Raw genomic sequence first — 15,986 nt, forward strand, 5'->3', positions numbered from 1 at the left:
AGCCACGCTGCGGCGCCAGGGGGCTCGGCAGGCGCGCGGCGCCGTGGAGCGGGGCGCCGCACTCGGCACGGGCACGCGGAAGGCGGCGGTCCCCTCCTCGGGGAGCCGCCGCCTCCTCGTCGCGTACAAGGGGCCCCTACTTGCGCATGACCTCCGGCTCATGGCGGCGCAGCAGCCTCAGCACGAGGATGCCGCACACGAGCGCGATGCCGAGCAGGACGGCCATGTCGAAGCCCCACTGGCCCGCCGAGGGCTCCCACAGCGGGTCCAGGTCGCCGGGCTCGGCCGGGTCCCACGGCGGCATGAGGCGGCCGAGGTCGAGGGTGGCGCCGGCGGCGCCGACGGCCCAGCGGGACGGCATCAGCCAGGCCACCTGCTCCAGGCCGACCGTGCCGAAGATCTGGAAGAGGACGCCGGTGAAGACGACCTGGACGATCGCGAACATCACCAGCAGGGGCATGGTCTTCTCGGCGGTCCTCACCAGCGAGGAGATGACCAGGCCGACCATCATCGAGGTGAAGCCGAGCGCGATGACCACCAGGGTGATCTCCGCGGCGGGGAAGCCCTCGATGATCAGGCCCTCCTCGGGGAGCCGGCGCACCGACAGGCCGATGGCGCAGATGATGACGCCTTGCAGGGCGCTGATCAGACCCAGCACGAACACTTTGGAGAACAGGTACGCGGAGCGGGACAGGCCGGTGGCGCGTTCCCGTTCGTAGATCACCCGTTCCTTGATCAGCTCGCGGACCGAGTTGGCGGCGCCCGAGAAGCAGGCGCCGACCGCGATGATCAGCATGATGGTGCCCGCGTCGGCGTTGAACTTGCCCGCCTCGTCGGGCGGCGCCAGCCCGGACTTCGCCGGGATGACCACGCTCACCAGGCCGAGGACGGCCGGGAGGACCACCATCAGGGCCATGAAGCCCTTGTCGGATGCGATCACCGCCAGGTAGCGGCGGACGAGGGTGACGAACTGCGCCGGCCAGCGCTGCGGCTTGGGCGGCCTGGCCCGCTGCGGGGCCGCGCCTGCGGACTGCGGCGCGACGGCGTCCAGGTCCGCGGCGTAGATCTGGTAGTGCTGGGAGCCGCGCCAGCGACCGGACCAGTCGTAGTCGCGGTAGGTCTCGAAGGCGGAGAAGACGTCGGCCCAGGTTTCGTAGCCGAAGAAGTTCAGCGCCTCCTCGGGCGGGCCGAAGTAGGCCACGGCTCCGCCCGGCGCCATCACGAGCAGCTTGTCGCACAGGGCGAGTTCGGCCACCGAGTGGGTCACGACGAGCACGGTGCGGCCGTCGTCGGCGAGGCCGCGCAGCAGCTTCATGACGTCGCGGTCCATACCGGGGTCGAGGCCGGAGGTGGGCTCGTCCAGGAAGATCAGCGAGGGCTTGGTCAGCAGCTCCAGGGCGACGGATACGCGCTTGCGCTGGCCGCCGGAGAGCGAGGTGACGCGCTTGTCGGCGTGGACGTCCAGCTTGAGTTCGCGCAGCACCTCGTCGATGCGGGCCTCACGCTCCGCGGCCTTGGTGTCGCCGGGGAAGCGGAGCTTGGCCGCGTAGCGCAGCGCTCTGCGGATCGTCAGCTCCTTGTGCAGGATGTCGTCCTGCGGGACGAGGCCGATGCGCTGCCGCAGTTCCGCGAACTGCTTGTAGAGGTTGCGGCCGTCGTAGAGCACCTCGCCCTCTTCGGCCGGGCGGTAGCCGGTCAGGGCACGCAGCAGCGTCGACTTGCCGGAACCGGAGGGGCCGATGACGGCGATCAGCGACTTCTCGGGGACGCCGAAGGAGACGTCTTCGAGAATGGTCTTGGTGGTGCTGCCCTGCGGCACGCGGACGGTGAGCCGCCGCGCCGAGAAGGAGACCTCACCGGTGTCGACGAACTCCTCGAGCTGGTCACCGACCAGCCGGAAGGTGGAGTGCCCGACGCCCACGATGTCGTGAGGGCCGAGCAGGTGGCGCTGTATCGGCTGTCCGTTGACATAGGTGCCGTTGTGGCTGCCCAGGTCGACGATCTCGTAGCGGCCGTCGGGATGCGCCCGGAACTCCGCGTGAAAGCGGGAGACCTGGAGGTCGGAGACGACCAGGTCGTTCTCCAGGGCGCGGCCGATCCTCATGACGCGGCCGAGCACCAGGTGGTGGAAGGTCGTCGGGCTGCGGTCGCCGTGGAGGGGCGGTGCGGCGCCGCCGCCCGCGGGCCGGTGCGGGGACGGGATGTGCGCCTGCGGACTCCACTGGTCCGGCCGCGGGGCCGGCGAGGGCTGCGGCACGTGCGCGACGGACGGGCCGCTGTCCCAGCCCCCCTGCCCGGGCGGGGCCGAGGACTTCGGCGCCGCCTGCGCGTCGGGCCCGGGCCTGCGGGCCCGCTGCGGTCTGGCCAGCGCGGTGTCGGCGCTGTGGACGTCACCGCCGGCCGGAGCGCCGCCACTGAAAGCAAGCCGCGGGCCGTCGGCGGCGTTTCCGAGGGTGACGGCGGCCCCGGCGGTGACGTCGTAGGCATGGACGCGCTGACCCTGGACATAGGTGCCGTTGGTGCTGCCGAGATCCTCGATGACCCAACCGCGCTCGCCGCGCCGAAGGGTGGCGTGCCGCCAGGAGACCCGCGCGTCGTCGAGGACGACGTCGGACTGCGGATCCCGGCCCAGGCTGTACGACCTGGACGGATCGAGCTCCCAGGTCCGACCGTTCAGTTCGAGTACGAGTTCAGGCACCCCAAACCCCACAAAGTCGTCCCCCGGGTTGTCCCCCCATGGGGGAAGTCTAGAGATTGGACACACCGCGAGGAACTGTTCCGGGCACGCCGGCCCGCGCCATGTGGCGCCGGGGAGTGACGCGCACCTTCTTCCGAGAGGCCGTTGACGGCGCCGGAACACCACCGGAGAGTGGTAGGCGCGCGGGCCCGTGCGGCTCATGACGGATCGGGGCACCACGCTGCGCAGGCGGCACGGACGCGACACCTCGGGGGCGGGCATGACGGCGTACACCTCCACACCTTCGAACACGCCCGCGCGCGCGGTCCCGTGGGGCGGCGCGCTGCTCTCCGCGGTGGTCGCGGTGAGTTGGGCGTACCTGGGGATGGCGGCGACCGCCGCGCTGGGTCTGCACCTGCTCGGCGCCGACACGGCGGGCTCGCTGGGGCCGATGACGGCGGCCGTCGTCGCCATGGCGGTGGGCGGCAAGGTCGTCCCCTCCGGTGGCGTCGCGGTGTTCGGGCTGGGCGGCTCAGCCGGCGAGGCCCGGCTGGACCTCATGCCGCTGGGTGTCGGTCTGGTGGGTGCCCTGCTGCTGAGCTGGGTGTTCCTGCGGTCGCTGCGGAGTGGGGCGGGGCTGACCGTCTCGGGCGGTGAACTCGCCGTCCGGGCGGGGGCGGTGGTGGTGCTCTTCGTGGGAGTGCTCGGCGCGCTGGCGTGGGCCGGGCAGGACACCGTCGCCCTCGACGGCGCACGGCTGGGCGGGGACGAGGGCGGCGGTCCGGCGGACGGGCTTCCGGGCTTCGGTGACATCGGCGGCGGGCTCGGGGACGGGCTGCGGCATCTGATCGCCGCCAAGGCGTCGGTGAGCTTCCACGTCGCCACCGGCCGCACCTTGGTGGGCGGTCTGCTGTGGGTGTCGGCCGTTCTGCTGCTGGCGCTGCTCACGTCACGTCGTACGCCGCTGCCGCCCGCTGTGGAGGGACTGCACCGGGTCGTCCGGCCGGCGGCGTCGGCGCTGCGCTGGGTGCTGCTGCTGGCCGTGGTGGCGGGGTGCGCCGCCGCCGCATATGCGGCGGTGACGGGCGGCCAATCGGGCCGGATCGCCGGGGCGGCCCTCTTGGGGGCGCCCAACGGGGTGTGGCTGGCCGTGCCGCTCGGGCTCTTCGTGTCCTGGCGGGGCATGGCCACCGGGGAGCCGGCGAAGGTGCTGCCGGATCCCCTGGACCGGCTGCTGTCCTCGAGCGTGGAGGAGCCGGTGACGCCCGTCCGCCTGGCGGAGTACGACCAGCGGGTGTGGCTGCTGACCGCCGCCGCGGCGCTGATGATGCTGGCCGCGGGTGCGCTGGCGGCGGCCCGCACCCCGCTGTGGGGGGCGACGCGCGCCCGGTACGCGGGGCTGTGCGCGGTGCGCCTCGGCTCGGTCACGGCGGTCGCCTTCCCGCTGCTGGTGTGGGTGACCGGTGTCTCGGTGAACGCGGGCGTCTCGGTCTTCGGGGTGGACGCGGTGGGCGCCGGCGTGGACCTGCGAGGCAGCCTCCCCATGGCGTTCCTTGCGGGGGCCCTCTGGGGGGCCCTGGCGGGCGGCGCGGGGGCGCTGCTAACCCTGCTGACGGGGACGGCCGGGCGCCGGGTGTCCCCGTACGCGTTGCGCAGGGCGGCCGAGGCGGCGTCCGGGGAGAGCAGCGCACGCACCTACCCGGGCGTCGCCTACCGGCCCGGCCCGTACGTCCCGAGCCCCGGCTACGGCCCGCCGGACGCCGGGCCGAACCCCTACCGGCAGCCGCCGCGGCCCGCGGGGTCCGTCACCAGGGCACCTCTGCCGCCACCGTCACCGCCTCCACCGCCGCCACCGCCTCCCCCGGGGCCGCCGCGCGGCCCGTCGCGGGAAGGCCCGCCACCACCCGGTCCGCCCGGGGGACGCCGCTGAGCACGGACGACGTCCGCCAGGCGGGACACATGTCCGTCCCCAGCACGGTGCCCGATACGGTGGAGGCACCATGAACGACGCATCGCAGGCGACCGCTGCCACCGCCGCCAATGTGCCGACACTGCTGGTCAAGATCTTCGGTAAGGACCGGCCGGGGATCACCGCCGGGCTCTTCGAGACGCTGGCCCGCTTCCAGGTGAGCGTCATCGACATCGAGCAGGTCGTCACCCGGGGACGCATCGTGCTCTGCGCCCTGGTGCCCGCCCCCGAGGGGCGTTCGGTGGAGGGCGAGCTGCGGGCGACGGTGCACGCGTGGGCGGAGTCGATGCGCCTGCAGGCCGAGATCATCTCCGGCATCGGCGACAACCGGCCGCGCGGCGAGGGCCGCTCCCATGTGACGGTGCTCGGGCACCCGATGACGGCCGAGTCCACGGCGGCCATAGCGGCCACGATCACCGGCGTCGGCGGCAACATCGACCGCATCTTCCGGCTCGCGAAGTACCCGGTGACGGCGGTGGAGTTCGCCGTGTCCGGCGTCGCCACCGACACGCTGCGCCCGGCACTGGCCATGGAGGCCCACGAGCGCGGGGTCGACGTGGCCGTGGTGTCGGCGGGCCTGCACCGCAGGGCGCAGCGCCTCGTGGTCATGGACGTGGACTCCACCGTCATCCAGGACGAGGTGATCGAGCTCTTCGCGGCGCACGCGGGCTGCGAGGAGCAGGTCGCCGAGGTGACGGCCGCGGCGATGCGCGGCGAGCTGGATTTCGAGCAGTCCCTGCACGCGCGGGTCGCCCTGCTCAAGGGGCTCGACGAGTCCGTGGTGGACAAGGTCCGCCAGGAGGTGCGGCTGACGGCCGGGGCGCGCACGCTGATCCGCACGCTCAAGCGGCTGGGGTACCAGGTGGGCGTGGTCTCCGGGGGCTTCACCCAGGTCACCGACGACCTCAAGGAGCGGCTGTCGCTCGACTTCGCCGCGGCCAACACCCTGGAGATCGTGGACGGCAAGCTCACCGGCCGGGTCACCGGCGAGATCGTGGACCGGGCGGGCAAGGCCCGGCTGCTGCGGCGCTTCGCCGCCGAGGCAGGGGTGCCCCTGAGCCAGACCGTCGCCATCGGCGACGGCGCCAACGACCTGGACATGCTCAACGCGGCGGGTCTCGGCGTCGCTTTCAACGCCAAGCCGGTGGTGCGGCGGGCGGCGGACGCCGCGGTCAATGTGCCGTTCCTGGACACCGTGCTCTACCTGCTGGGCATCACGCGCGAGGAGGTCGAGGCGGCCGACGCCGGGGACGGCGCGGCCGGCGCCTGACCGGCGCGGCCCCTGGCACGGCATGGCCGTGGAGCGGGTGCTCCAAGCCTTTCCCGACGAGGTCCCCGCCCACAGGGGGCGGGGCGGCCCGGGGACCCGCACGGTCGGGAGACGCCTCAGTCGTGGGGCGACCAGAAGTCGACGAGGCGCCCGACGCCGTGCTCGACCGTCTTCCACGGTCCGGAGAAGGTGATCACCGCAATGGCCGCCGTCGGGAAGCCGGTGCGGTTCATCCGGGCGCGGGAGTCATTGTCGCTCTCCCCGGCGAGGGCGTCCGCAAGCGCGTGGACGGCCGGGTTGTGGCCCACCAGCAGCAGGTTTTCGACGTCCTCGGGAGTCTCGTCGAGCAGGGCGAGCAGGTCACCGAGGGTGGCGTCGTAGAGACGCTCCTCGTAGACGGTGCGGGGGCGGTGCGGGAGTTCGTGGGCGGCGAGCTTCCACGTCTCACGGGTGCGGGCGGCCGAGGAGCAGAGGGTGAGGTCGAACGGGATCCCCAGTTCGGCGAGCCTGCGACCGGCGACGGGTGCCTCCTTCCGTCCCCTTTCCGCCAGCGGTCGCTCGTGGTCGGGGACGTCGGGCCAGTCGGCTTTGGCGTGCCGGAGCAAGACGATCCGGCGGGGCGATGCAACTGCGCTCATGCTCCTCAGCTTTCCAGAAATCCGGCCGCCAGGCGCGGGCTGCGGAACGGATCGCGGATTCGCCGCGGGAGAGTCACAGCAGGTGCTGCACGAGCCGCGGAAGCCCTTCGCCGACGGCCTGCAGAAGCCGGCCGGCGGGCTCCGTGGCCGAGGCCTCGGCGGCCCCCGGGGCCGCGACCAGGGCCAGCAGCGCCGCGAAGGCGAGCGTGGGCAGGGCGAGCGCCCACCACGGCAGGCGCGTCTTCGTGCCGCCCCCGGCCGCCGGGCGGGCGGCGCGGTTTCGCGGGGTACGCGAGGGAACAGCCTGCGTGGACACGGGACGCCTCCATGGGTCAGCCGGGGTGCCGGAGCGCTGTCCGGCCGTGCACCACGACGCTACGGAAAGACGGCGCGCGGCCCCATCGGGTGGCCCACCCACGTGACCCTGACCCTGGCCCCCTAGGGAAGGTGGGGTTGTCCCCACCGTCGACCCCGGGGGCGGGGCATCAGCCCAGCTTGGCGCCGATGATCGCGATCACCGCGACCAGGGCGGGCACGGCCATCATGAGGCCGAAGATGATGAGGAGCTTCTTCTGCGGCTGCGGGGGGTTCGGCTCGAGCACGGGCATGCCGCCCAGTCTCCCATCCCACGGTGGCCCCCGCGTACGCGGGTGGTCAGAGTTCGTCCTCCACGGCGCGGTCGCGGCCGGCGGCCACGCCCGCGGCGATCTGCGGAACCATCAGCGCGAGCATGAGGGCCACGGGCAGGTCCCAGCCGCCGGTGTGCTGGTAGAGGGCCCCGACGAGGATCGGACCGGGGATGGAGAAGAGATAGCCGGTGCACTGCGCGAAGGCGGACAGCCGCACCACCCCGCCGCCCGTGCGCGAACGCATCCCGATCATGGTGAGGGCGAGGGGGAACGAGCAGTTGGAGATGCCCAGCAGCAGGGACCACACCCAGGGCGCGGCGGCCGGGGCGGCCCACAGGCCGCCGTAGCCGGCGATTCCGAAGAGGCCGAGGCCGACGGCGAGCCCGCCCTGGTGCCGCATCCGGCCGGCGAGCGCGGGCAGCACGAAGGAGAGCGGTACGCCCATCACCATGGTGACGGCGAGCAGCACTCCCGCGGTGGAGGCGGAGACCTCGGCGTCCCGGAAGATCTGCGGGAGCCACCCCATGGTGATGTACGCGCCCGTGGCCTGGAGACCGAAGTAGACGGCGAGCGCCCAGGCGGTACGGCTGCGGGCGATGCTGCCGGTCCCGGTCCCCTCCGCGGTGGGGGCCGCCGGGGCAACGGCGGGGGCGTGCTCCCGGTCCCGGACGAGAGCCAGCCAGGGCAGCACCGCGACGGCCGCGAGCGCCCCCCACGCCGCGAGGCCGAGCCGCCAGTCCCCGCCGAGGGCACGGGTGGCCGGGACGGTCGCCGCGGCGGCGAGGGCGGTGCCCAGTGACAGGGCCATCGAGTAGAGCCCGGTCATGGTGCCCACGCGGTCGGGGAACCAGCGTTTGACGACGACGGGCATCAGGACGTTGCCGACGGCTATGCCGCCCAGCGCGAGGGCGCTGGCGGCGAGGAAGAGCACCGTGCCGCCGGTGAAGGGACGCAGCAGGACACCCAGGGTGATCGCGGCCAGGCCCGCGCAGACCACGGCGCCGGGGCCGCGGCGTCGGGCGAGCCGGGGCGCGGCCACTCCGAACACGGCGAAACACAGCGCGGGGACGGAGGTGAGCAGGCCCGCGACGGTGCCGCTCATGCCGAGGCCGTCACGGACCTCCTCCAGGAGCGCGCCGAGGCTGGTGATGGCGGGCCGCAGATTGAGCGCGGCGAGCACCAGCGCGACCGCCACCAGGGTCCGGGTGCGCCGTGTGCCGCGCGCGCCGGTGGGGAGGTGTGCGGGTAGTGCGGGTATGACGGCACTTTCCGCGGCAGGGTCGAGCGTCGCTTCGTCGTCACGCATGCCGACCATCATAGGATGATGGGATGAATGAGAGCCCATGCCCCTGACCTCGCCTCGGCGCTCCGCCCTGGCCGACCAGGTGATCGCGCAGCTGCGCGCCCAGATCACCTCCGGTGAATGGCCGGTGGGGTTCCGGATCCCCACCGAGAACCAGCTGGTCGAGCAGCTCGGAGTGGCCCGCAACACCGTCCGCGAGGCGGTCCGGGCGCTGGCCCACAACGGACTGCTCGATATCCGGCAGGGGTCCGGCACGTATGTGCTGGCGACCAGCGAGCTGGCCGGGGTGATGCACCGCCGCTTCGCCGACTCCGATCCGCAGCACGTGGCCGAGCTGCGCAGCGCCCTGGAGGCGGCCGCGGCCGCGCTCGCCGCGCGGCGGCGCACGGACCGCGACCTGAAGCAGCTGGACGCGGCCCTGACCCGGAGGGAACGGGCCTGGGAGTCCGGCAGCGCCGACGCCTTCGTCGACGCCGACGCGGCACTGCACCTGTCCGTCGTGGCGGCCTCGCACAACGACGTGGTCGTCGAGCTCTACGCCGACCTCGGAGAGGTGCTGCGCGCCTTCCTGCGCGCGGACGTCGGCGAGGAGCTGCGCCCCGAGCAGCACGTGGACCATGCGCGGCTGGTCGAGGCGATCCGGGCCGGCGATCCGGAGGCCGCCTCCGGCGAGGCCTCGGCGCACGCGTTCAGCTGCCGCTTCAGCCCAGCTTCCCGCTGACCCAGATCTCCTGGATCTCCTTCCAGCACCGGTCGCTGAGGGTGACGGTCTGGGCAGGTCCGACCGGGACCGAAGCGCCGTCCACGTCGGGGTCCCACCATCGGAGGCACTCGATGTGCAGCTGGACGCGGTCCAGGTCAGGGTCGGGGTTGAAGCACACGGCGACGCCCTCGCCGCCCCGTACCGAGGTCCGGCACTCCGCGACGCCCGGCAGCCGTGCCGCGGCTCCGGCCGCCGCCGCGGCAGCCGGGCCCGCACCCGCGACCAGCACCGCGACCGCCGCCGCGGCGCACACACAGGCGGCCGCGCGCGGACGCACGTAGGCACGCACGATGCACGCCCTCCCTCCACTCACCCCCGGCTCCCCCGCACAGCCATCCTCGCGGCCAGGATGTGCGGCCACCCGGTCTGGTGGGCCGAATGAGGGACACGGCCCCGAACGCGCGTACGGCCCCGGCGTCACCCGAAGGCGGTGCCAGGGCCGTACGCGAAGGGGCCGTCGGCGGCCCGTGCGAGCGGGCGCCGAGCGGGTCGCGGACCACCGGTCGGCGCGGCTCCCCCGCACCTCGTTCGGTCCCGCCTCCCGCCTTCGCCGGCGGTGCGAGCGCTACGCGCCGATGGCGTGCAGACCGCCGTCGACGTGGACGATCTCGCCCGTGGTCTTGGGGAACCAGTCGCTCAGCAGCGCGACGACCCCACGGCCGGCCGGCTCGGGGTCGGAGAGGTCCCACTCGAGCGGGGAACGGTGGTTCCAGACGTCGGCGAGATCCCCGAAGCCCGGGATGGACTTGGCGGCCATGGAGCCGAGCGGACCGGCCGAGATCAGGTTGCAGCGGATGTTCTGCTTGCCGAGGTCCCGGGCGATGTAGCGGGAGGTCGCCTCCAGCGCCGCCTTGGCCGGGCCCATCCAGTCGTACTGCGGCCAGGCGAACTGCGCGTCGAAGGTGAGGCCGACGACCGAGCCGCCGTCCTGCATCAGCGGCAGGCAGGCCATGGTGAGCGCCTTCAGCGAGTAAGCGGAGACGTGCATCGCCGTGGCGACGGACTCGAACGGCGTGTTGAGGAAGTTGCCGCCGAGGGCGTCCTGCGGCGCGAAGCCGATGGAGTGGACGACGCCGTCGAGGCCGCCGAGCTCCTCGCGGACGACGTCGGCGAGCGAGGCGAGGTGCTCCTCGTTGGTGACGTCGAGCTCGATGACCTTGACCGGCTTGGGCAGCTTCTTGGCGATGCGCTCGGTCAGCGTGGGCCGCGGGAACGCCGTCAGGATGATCTCCGCGCCCTGCTCCTGGGCGAGCTTCGCCGTGTGGAAGGCGATGGAGGACTCCGTCAGCACGCCGGTGATGAGGATGCGCTTTCCAGCGAGAATTCCACTCATGATGCTCAGTGACCCATGCCCAATCCGCCGTCGACGGGAATGACGGCTCCGGTGATGTAAGCGGCTTCCTCGGAGGCGAGGAAGCGGACCGAGGCGGCGATCTCCTCGGGCTGCGCGTAACGGGCCAGCGGAACCTGGCCGACGATGTTCGCCCGCTGCTCGTCGGTGAGCACGCGAGTCATGTCGGTGTCGACGAAGCCGGGGGCGACCACGTTGACGGTGATGTTGCGGGAGCCGAGCTCGCGGGCCAGCGAGCGCGCGAAGCCGACGAGGCCGGCCTTGGACGCGGCGTAGTTGGCCTGACCGGCCGAGCCGAGCAGTCCCACGACGGAGGAGATCAGCACGATGCGGCCCTTGCGGGCGCGCAGCATCTTCCGTGCCGCGGCCTTGACCACGCGGAAGGTGCCGGTCAGGTTCGTGTCCAGGACGGACGTGAAGTCGTCGTCGGACATCCGCAGCAGCAGCTGGTCGCGCGTGACGCCGGCGTTGGCCACCAGCACCTCGACCGCACCCTGCTGTGCCTCGATCTCCCTGAACGCCTGCTCGACCTGCTCACCGTCGGTGATGTCGCACTTGACGGCGAAGAAGCCCTCCGGGGGCTCACCCGAGCGGTAGGTGACGGCCACCTTGTCGCCCGCGTCGGCGAACGCTCGGGCGATGGCGAGGCCGATGCCACGGTTTCCTCCGGTGACGAGAACCGAGCGGCTCAACGGATCACCCTTTCCCTAGAGGTGCTGGTACTCCAGAAAACTATCTGCCTACGTCGCGGTACGGGGAATCGACCCCCGACAGGGGCGTACGCGAGTCGCTGTCGAGTCTCTACAGAAAACCGCAGGCGGGCGGATTGTCAGAGCGGCATGATTCACTGCGGGAGACTTGGAGGACGTTGACGACTGGACAGAAGGGGAGGCCGTCGTGCCCCACGAGGTCGATCAGTCATTCCTGGCGCTGCCGCTCCGGGCGCTCGCCGACGCGGCGCTGGCACGCGCCCGCGCTCTGGGCGCCGAGCACGCCGACTTCCGCTTCGAGCGGGTGCGCAGCGCTTCCTGGCGGCTGCGGGACGGCAAAGCCTCCGGCTCGTCGGACAGCACGGACGTCGGCTATGCGGTGCGCGTGGTGCACGGCGGGGCGTGGGGCTTCGCCTCCGGCGTCGACCTGACGATGGACGCCGCGGCCCGGGTGGCCGGGCAGGCGGTGGCGATGGCGAAGCTGTCGGCCAAGGTGATCGCGGCGGCGGGCTCCGACGAACGCGTGGAGCTGGCGGCCGAGCCGGTCCACGCGGACCGGGTGTGGGTCTCCTCGTACGACATCGACCCCTTCGGGGTGCCCGATGCCGACAAGACGGGTCTGCTGTCCGAGTGGAGCGGGCGCCTGCTGGCCGCCGACGGCGTGTCGCACGTCGACGCCTCCTTGATGGCCGTCCATGAGAACAAGTTCTACGCGGACACCTCGGGGACGACCACGACCCAGCAGCGTGTGCGGATCCACCCCGAGCTGACCGCCGTCGCGGTGGATCCGCGGTCCGGGGACTTCGACTCGATGCGCACCCTCGCGCCGCCGGCCGGACGCGGCTGGGAGTACCTGACCGGCACCGGCTGGGACTGGGACGCGGAGCTCGCGGAGATCCCCGGGCTGCTCGCGGAGAAGATGGCGGCGCCGTCGGTGGAGGCGGGCTCGTACGACCTCGTGGTCGACCCCTCGAACCTCTGGCTGACCATCCACGAGTCCATCGGCCACGCCACCGAGCTCGACCGCGCGCTGGGCTACGAGGCGGCTTACGCGGGCACCTCCTTCGCCACCTTCGACCAGCTGGGCACGCTGCGGTACGGCTCCCGGCACATGAACGTCACCGGCGACCGCACCGCCGAGCACGGCCTGGCCACCATCGGCTACGACGACGAGGGGGTCGCCGGGCAGTCCTGGGACCTGGTGAAGGACGGCGTCCTGGTCGGCTACCAGCTCGACCGCAGGACCGCCCGGCTCACCGGCTTCGAGCGCTCCAACGGCTGCGCCTACGCGGACTCCCCCGGTCATGTCCCCGTGCAGCGGATGGCGAATGTGTCGCTGCAGCCCGCACCGGACGGGCCGTCGACCGAGGAACTGATCGGCGGCGTCGAGCGCGGCATCTACGTCGTGGGCGACCGCTCGTGGTCCATTGACATGCAGCGCTACAACTTTCAGTTCACCGGCCAGCGCTTCTTCAGGATCGAGAACGGCCGGCTGGCCGGGCAGCTGCGCGACGTCGCCTACCAGGCCACCACCACCGACTTCTGGGGCTCCATGGAGGCCGCCGGCGGGCCGCAGACCTACGTCCTGGGCGGCGCCTTCAACTGCGGCAAGGCCCAGCCCGGCCAGGTCGCCGCGGTCTCGCACGGCTGCCCCTCCGCGCTCTTCCGCGGCGTCAACATCCTCAACACCACGCAGGAGGCCGGTCGATGAGCTCCGTTTCCAAGCCCCACGAGATCGTCGAGCGCGCCCTGGAACTGTCCCGGGCGGACGGCTGCGTCGTCATCGCCGACGAGAGTTCCTCGGCCAATCTGCGCTGGGCGGGCAACGCCCTGACGACCAACGGTGTGACCCGCAGCCGCGCCCTGACCGTGATCGCCACGGTGAACGGCTCCCAGGGCACCGCCTCGGGCGTGGTGTCCCGCGCCGCGGTCACCGCGGACGAACTGGAGCCGCTGGTGCGGGCCGCCGAGGCGGCCGCGCGTGCCGCCGGGCCCGCCGAGGACGCCCAGCCGCTGGTCGAGGGGGTGCCGGCGAGCACCAGGTTCACGGAGGCGCCGGCCGAGACCTCCTCGGAGGTGTTCGCCGACTTCGCACCCGCCCTGGGCGAGGCCTTCGGCACGGCCCGGGCCGGCGGCCGGCGGCTGTACGGCTTCGCGTACCACTCCGTCACCTCCACCTACTTGGGCACCTCCTCGGGGCTGCGACTCCGTCACGACCAGCCGAGCGGCACCCTGGAACTCAACGCCAAGTCCGGGGACATGTCCCGCTCGGCGTGGGCCGGCGCCGCCACCCGCGACTTCACCGACGTCGACCCGGAGGCCCTCGACGCCGACCTCGCGCAGCGCCTGGCCTGGGCCGAGCGGCGGATCGACCTGCCGGCCGGACGGTACGAGACGCTGCTGCCCCCGTCTGCCGTGGCGGATCTGATGATCTACCAGCAGTGGAGCGCGGCCGCCCGGGACGCGGTGGAGGGCCGTACGGTCTTCAGCCGTCCCGGCGGAGGCACCCGGCTCGGCGAGAAGCTCTCGGAACTGCCGCTGACGCTACGCAGCGACCCGGCCGAACCTGGGCTGGAGTCGGCGCCGTTCGTGATCGCGCACGCCTCGAGTGACGCCGCGTCGGTCTTCGACAACGGCCTGCCGGTCGAGGCCACCGACTGGGTCAGCGAGGGCGTCCTCAGCCGGTTGTCCACCACCCGGCACAGCGCAGGTCTGACCGGACTGCCCTTCGCGCCTTCCGCGGGCAACCTGATCCTCGACGGCGGCGGCAAGCGGTCGCTGGAGGAGATGGTGGCGGACACCGAGCGCGGTCTGCTGCTGACGTGCTTGTGGTACATCCGCGAGGTGGATCCGGCCACCCTGCTGCTGACGGGGCTGACCCGGGACGGGGTCTACCTGGTGGAGGGCGGCGAGGTGACCGGTGTGGTGAACAACTTCCGGTTCAACGAGTCGCCGGTCGACCTGTTGGGCCGTGCTACCGAGGTGGGCCGCACCGAGCGGACGCTGCCGCGCGAGTGGAGCGACTGGTTCACCCGGGCCGCGTTCCCGGCGATGCGGGTCCCGGACTTCAACATGAGCTCGGTCAGTCAGGGCGTCTGACCGGGACGACGGGGGGCAGAGCAATGGACGAGAAGCGGACGGTCAAGGTCTCGAAGTTCTTGGCGCGGGTGCTGCGGCACGACCCGGCGTCGATCGGGATCACCCTCGACGCGGCCGGCTGGGTGGATGTGCACGAGCTGATCGCCGCGTCCCGCCGGGCGAGCCTCCCCCCGGCTTCGCCGGGAGGCGCCCCCGGTTTCTCGCGCGCCGACCTCGACCACGTCGTGGCCACCAACAACAAGAAGCGGTTCGCCTTCTCGGAGGACGGGCGGCGGATCCGGGCCAGTCAGGGGCACTCGGTCGAGGTCGACCTCGGACTGGCGCCGGCGGAGCCGCCGGCCGTCCTCTTCCACGGCACAGCGAGCGCCACCCTGCCGATCGTGCTGCGCGAGGGGCTCAAGCCGATGTCCCGGCAGGACGTCCACCTCTCCGCGGACGTGGAGACGGCCGTGCGCGTCGGTGCGCGGCACGGCCGTCCCGTGGTGCTGGCGGTGGACGCGGCGGGGCTGGCCGCCACGGGTCATGTCTTCCGGGTCAGCGCCAACGACGTCTGGCTCACCGACCTGGTGCCGCCGACGCATCTGCGGCCGCACGCCCACTGAGCGGCGCGCCCTTCCAGGGCGCGCCGCCGGTCAGGTCGCCGTCCGCCGCCTGCCGCGGATCGAGGCCCACAGCGGGGTGATCACGGCGACCACGAGGATCGCGCCGAGGATCTGCAGCACATGGCGGATCCAGTCGACGCCGCTGGTGTGCCGTACGCCGATCCATCCTGCGACAGCATTGCCCAGGAAGGCGCCGAGGATGCCGCAGATGATGGTCAGCCACCACGGGATGTCCTGCTTCCCCGGCAGGAGCAGCTTCGCCAGGAAGCCGAGCACGATGCCGACGATGATCGCCCAGATCCAGTTCATGCGGCCAGTCTCGGCGCGGTCCGGGTACGCCGCATGCCGAAGGCGGCCATACGCCGTAAGGCGGGTGCTGTCACACGGCGGCGGCCTCCCCGGTCTCCACTGCGACGGACTCGCGGCGTAACGTGGATCGTGCCGGATGCGGGTGGCTTCCGGCGCTTCGAGCAGGTGGTGGAACGTGATGCGGAAGCGGAGCGGTACTGAGGTTTTCCGGATCACCGGGACCGCGGCAGGGCTCACCGAGGACGTCCGCCGAAGGCAGCGGCGCTACATCATCTCGATGTCGATCCGCACCCTGTCGTTCATCCTGGCGGTCCTCCTGTGGCAGGTGTCGACCCCTCTGGCCTGGATCGCGCTCGTGCTCGGCCTGGTGCTGCCGTACGTCGCGGTCGTCATCGCCAACGCCGGGCGGGAGAACGCGCCGGGGCTGCCCCCGGCACGGATCGCGCCGCCGGCGCCGCCGGCACTCGGCCCCGGTGAAGCAGGGGCGCCGGCCGCATGGCATCCGGAGGATGGCGGACGCGCCCGCTCCGGTCGAAGCTGACGCGTTCGCCCTGCCCCTCCGCTGTCTCACCTCGTCCCGAAGCTCAAGAAAAGCTCAGATCAATCACGAGGATCCACTGCACTGCGGGCCTTTCCGCGTGACATACTTCGTACGCGCTCCGCATC

16 protein-coding genes are annotated in these 15,986 nt (G+C 72.6%); 7 read left to right on the plus strand and 9 right to left on the minus strand.

The window, feature by feature from the left end; genetic code table 11:
• Nucleotides 1-136 precede the first annotated feature (136 nt).
• The gene (locus AC3ET4_RS11455) at nucleotides 137-2,698 is read right to left on the minus strand and encodes an FHA domain-containing protein (protein ID WP_431948588.1); all 2,562 of its coding nucleotides are present in this window, start codon (nucleotides 2,696-2,698) and stop codon (nucleotides 137-139) included.
• Between the two features lie 199 nt (nucleotides 2,699-2,897).
• Here AC3ET4_RS11455 and AC3ET4_RS11460 point away from each other — a divergent pair, with 199 nt between their 5' ends.
• Nucleotides 2,898-4,607, plus strand: coding sequence for a streptophobe family protein (locus tag AC3ET4_RS11460; RefSeq protein WP_431948589.1), 1,710 nt, complete (start codon nucleotides 2,898-2,900; stop codon nucleotides 4,605-4,607).
• 70 nt (nucleotides 4,608-4,677) lie between these two features.
• A complete protein-coding gene (gene serB / locus AC3ET4_RS11465) occupies nucleotides 4,678-5,916 on the plus strand; it encodes a phosphoserine phosphatase SerB (RefSeq protein ID WP_431948590.1) in 1,239 nt (412 codons plus the stop codon).
• Between the two features lie 116 nt (nucleotides 5,917-6,032).
• On the opposite strand, the gene AC3ET4_RS11470 is transcribed toward serB, so the two are convergent.
• The 4 genes from AC3ET4_RS11470 to AC3ET4_RS11485 form a co-directional block, all read right to left on the minus strand.
• Nucleotides 6,033-6,554: a SixA phosphatase family protein gene (locus AC3ET4_RS11470; protein WP_431948591.1), complete on the minus strand. Its 522-nt coding sequence runs from the start codon at nucleotides 6,552-6,554 to the stop codon at nucleotides 6,033-6,035.
• A 73-nt stretch (nucleotides 6,555-6,627) separates the two neighbouring features.
• Nucleotides 6,628-6,870, minus strand: coding sequence for a hypothetical protein (locus AC3ET4_RS11475; protein ID WP_431948592.1), 243 nt, complete (start codon nucleotides 6,868-6,870; stop codon nucleotides 6,628-6,630).
• A 169-nt stretch (nucleotides 6,871-7,039) separates the two neighbouring features.
• Nucleotides 7,040-7,162, minus strand: coding sequence for an SGM_5486 family transporter-associated protein (locus tag AC3ET4_RS11480; RefSeq protein WP_431948593.1), 123 nt, complete (start codon nucleotides 7,160-7,162; stop codon nucleotides 7,040-7,042).
• 46 nt (nucleotides 7,163-7,208) lie between these two features.
• The gene (locus AC3ET4_RS11485) at nucleotides 7,209-8,489 is read right to left on the minus strand and encodes a CynX/NimT family MFS transporter (RefSeq protein WP_431948594.1); all 1,281 of its coding nucleotides are present in this window, start codon (nucleotides 8,487-8,489) and stop codon (nucleotides 7,209-7,211) included.
• Between the two features lie 37 nt (nucleotides 8,490-8,526).
• Between AC3ET4_RS11485 and AC3ET4_RS11490 the strand changes: the two genes are divergently transcribed.
• Entirely contained in the window at nucleotides 8,527-9,207 is a 681-nt protein-coding gene (locus AC3ET4_RS11490) for a FadR/GntR family transcriptional regulator (RefSeq protein WP_431948595.1), read from the plus strand.
• On the opposite strand, the gene AC3ET4_RS11495 is transcribed toward AC3ET4_RS11490, so the two are convergent.
• From AC3ET4_RS11495 to fabG, 3 genes are all read right to left on the minus strand, one after another.
• A complete protein-coding gene (locus AC3ET4_RS11495) occupies nucleotides 9,188-9,538 on the minus strand; it encodes a hypothetical protein (RefSeq protein ID WP_431948596.1) in 351 nt (116 codons plus the stop codon). The genes AC3ET4_RS11490 and AC3ET4_RS11495 overlap by 20 nt on opposite strands.
• Before the next feature lie 276 nt (nucleotides 9,539-9,814).
• Nucleotides 9,815-10,582, minus strand: coding sequence for an enoyl-ACP reductase FabI (fabI, locus tag AC3ET4_RS11500; protein ID WP_431948597.1), 768 nt, complete (start codon nucleotides 10,580-10,582; stop codon nucleotides 9,815-9,817).
• A 5-nt stretch (nucleotides 10,583-10,587) separates the two neighbouring features.
• Nucleotides 10,588-11,292, minus strand: coding sequence for a 3-oxoacyl-[acyl-carrier-protein] reductase (gene fabG / locus AC3ET4_RS11505; protein ID WP_431948598.1), 705 nt, complete (start codon nucleotides 11,290-11,292; stop codon nucleotides 10,588-10,590).
• Nucleotides 11,293-11,497: 205 nt separating this feature from the next.
• Here fabG and AC3ET4_RS11510 point away from each other — a divergent pair, with 205 nt between their 5' ends.
• The 3 genes from AC3ET4_RS11510 to AC3ET4_RS11520 are packed head-to-tail and all read left to right on the plus strand — an operon-like array spanning nucleotide 11,498 to nucleotide 15,011.
• A complete protein-coding gene (locus tag AC3ET4_RS11510) occupies nucleotides 11,498-13,021 on the plus strand; it encodes a TldD/PmbA family protein (RefSeq protein WP_431948599.1) in 1,524 nt (507 codons plus the stop codon).
• Nucleotides 13,018-14,409 carry a metallopeptidase TldD-related protein gene (locus AC3ET4_RS11515; RefSeq protein ID WP_431948600.1) on the plus strand — a complete coding sequence of 464 codons (1,392 nt, stop codon included), beginning with the start codon at nucleotides 13,018-13,020 and terminating at the stop codon, nucleotides 14,407-14,409. Before AC3ET4_RS11510 ends, AC3ET4_RS11515 begins: the two co-directional genes overlap by 4 nt.
• A 23-nt stretch (nucleotides 14,410-14,432) precedes the next feature.
• Entirely contained in the window at nucleotides 14,433-15,011 is a 579-nt protein-coding gene (locus AC3ET4_RS11520; RefSeq protein WP_431948601.1) for an RNA 2'-phosphotransferase, read from the plus strand.
• A gap of 30 nt (nucleotides 15,012-15,041) precedes the next feature.
• On the opposite strand, the gene AC3ET4_RS11525 is transcribed toward AC3ET4_RS11520, so the two are convergent.
• Complete coding sequence (locus tag AC3ET4_RS11525) at nucleotides 15,042-15,320, minus strand: GlsB/YeaQ/YmgE family stress response membrane protein (protein WP_431948602.1); 279 nt, start codon at nucleotides 15,318-15,320, stop codon at nucleotides 15,042-15,044.
• A gap of 178 nt (nucleotides 15,321-15,498) precedes the next feature.
• Between AC3ET4_RS11525 and AC3ET4_RS11530 the strand changes: the two genes are divergently transcribed.
• Nucleotides 15,499-15,861, plus strand: coding sequence for a DUF3099 domain-containing protein (locus AC3ET4_RS11530; RefSeq protein ID WP_431948656.1), 363 nt, complete (start codon nucleotides 15,499-15,501; stop codon nucleotides 15,859-15,861).
• Nucleotides 15,862-15,986 lie beyond the last annotated feature (125 nt).

The sequence above is a fragment of the Actinacidiphila sp. bgisy167 genome (genome assembly GCF_057707665.1).

Coding starts and splice junctions, on each gene's coding strand:
- AC3ET4_RS11460 (WP_431948589.1), top strand. CDS start 2,898: ATGACGGATCGGGGCACCACGCTGCGCAGGCGGCACGGACGCGACACC.
- serB (WP_431948590.1), top strand. CDS start 4,678: ATGAACGACGCATCGCAGGCGACCGCTGCCACCGCCGCCAATGTGCCG.
- AC3ET4_RS11470 (WP_431948591.1), bottom strand. CDS start 6,554: ATGAGCGCAGTTGCATCGCCCCGCCGGATCGTCTTGCTCCGGCACGCC.
- AC3ET4_RS11480 (WP_431948593.1), bottom strand. CDS start 7,162: ATGCCCGTGCTCGAGCCGAACCCCCCGCAGCCGCAGAAGAAGCTCCTC.
- AC3ET4_RS11485 (WP_431948594.1), bottom strand. CDS start 8,489: ATGCGTGACGACGAAGCGACGCTCGACCCTGCCGCGGAAAGTGCCGTC.
- AC3ET4_RS11490 (WP_431948595.1), top strand. CDS start 8,527: ATGCCCCTGACCTCGCCTCGGCGCTCCGCCCTGGCCGACCAGGTGATC.
- fabI (WP_431948597.1), bottom strand. CDS start 10,582: ATGAGTGGAATTCTCGCTGGAAAGCGCATCCTCATCACCGGCGTGCTG.
- AC3ET4_RS11515 (WP_431948600.1), top strand. CDS start 13,018: ATGAGCTCCGTTTCCAAGCCCCACGAGATCGTCGAGCGCGCCCTGGAA.
- AC3ET4_RS11520 (WP_431948601.1), top strand. CDS start 14,433: ATGGACGAGAAGCGGACGGTCAAGGTCTCGAAGTTCTTGGCGCGGGTG.
- AC3ET4_RS11525 (WP_431948602.1), bottom strand. CDS start 15,320: ATGAACTGGATCTGGGCGATCATCGTCGGCATCGTGCTCGGCTTCCTG.
- AC3ET4_RS11530 (WP_431948656.1), top strand. CDS start 15,499: ATGCGGAAGCGGAGCGGTACTGAGGTTTTCCGGATCACCGGGACCGCG.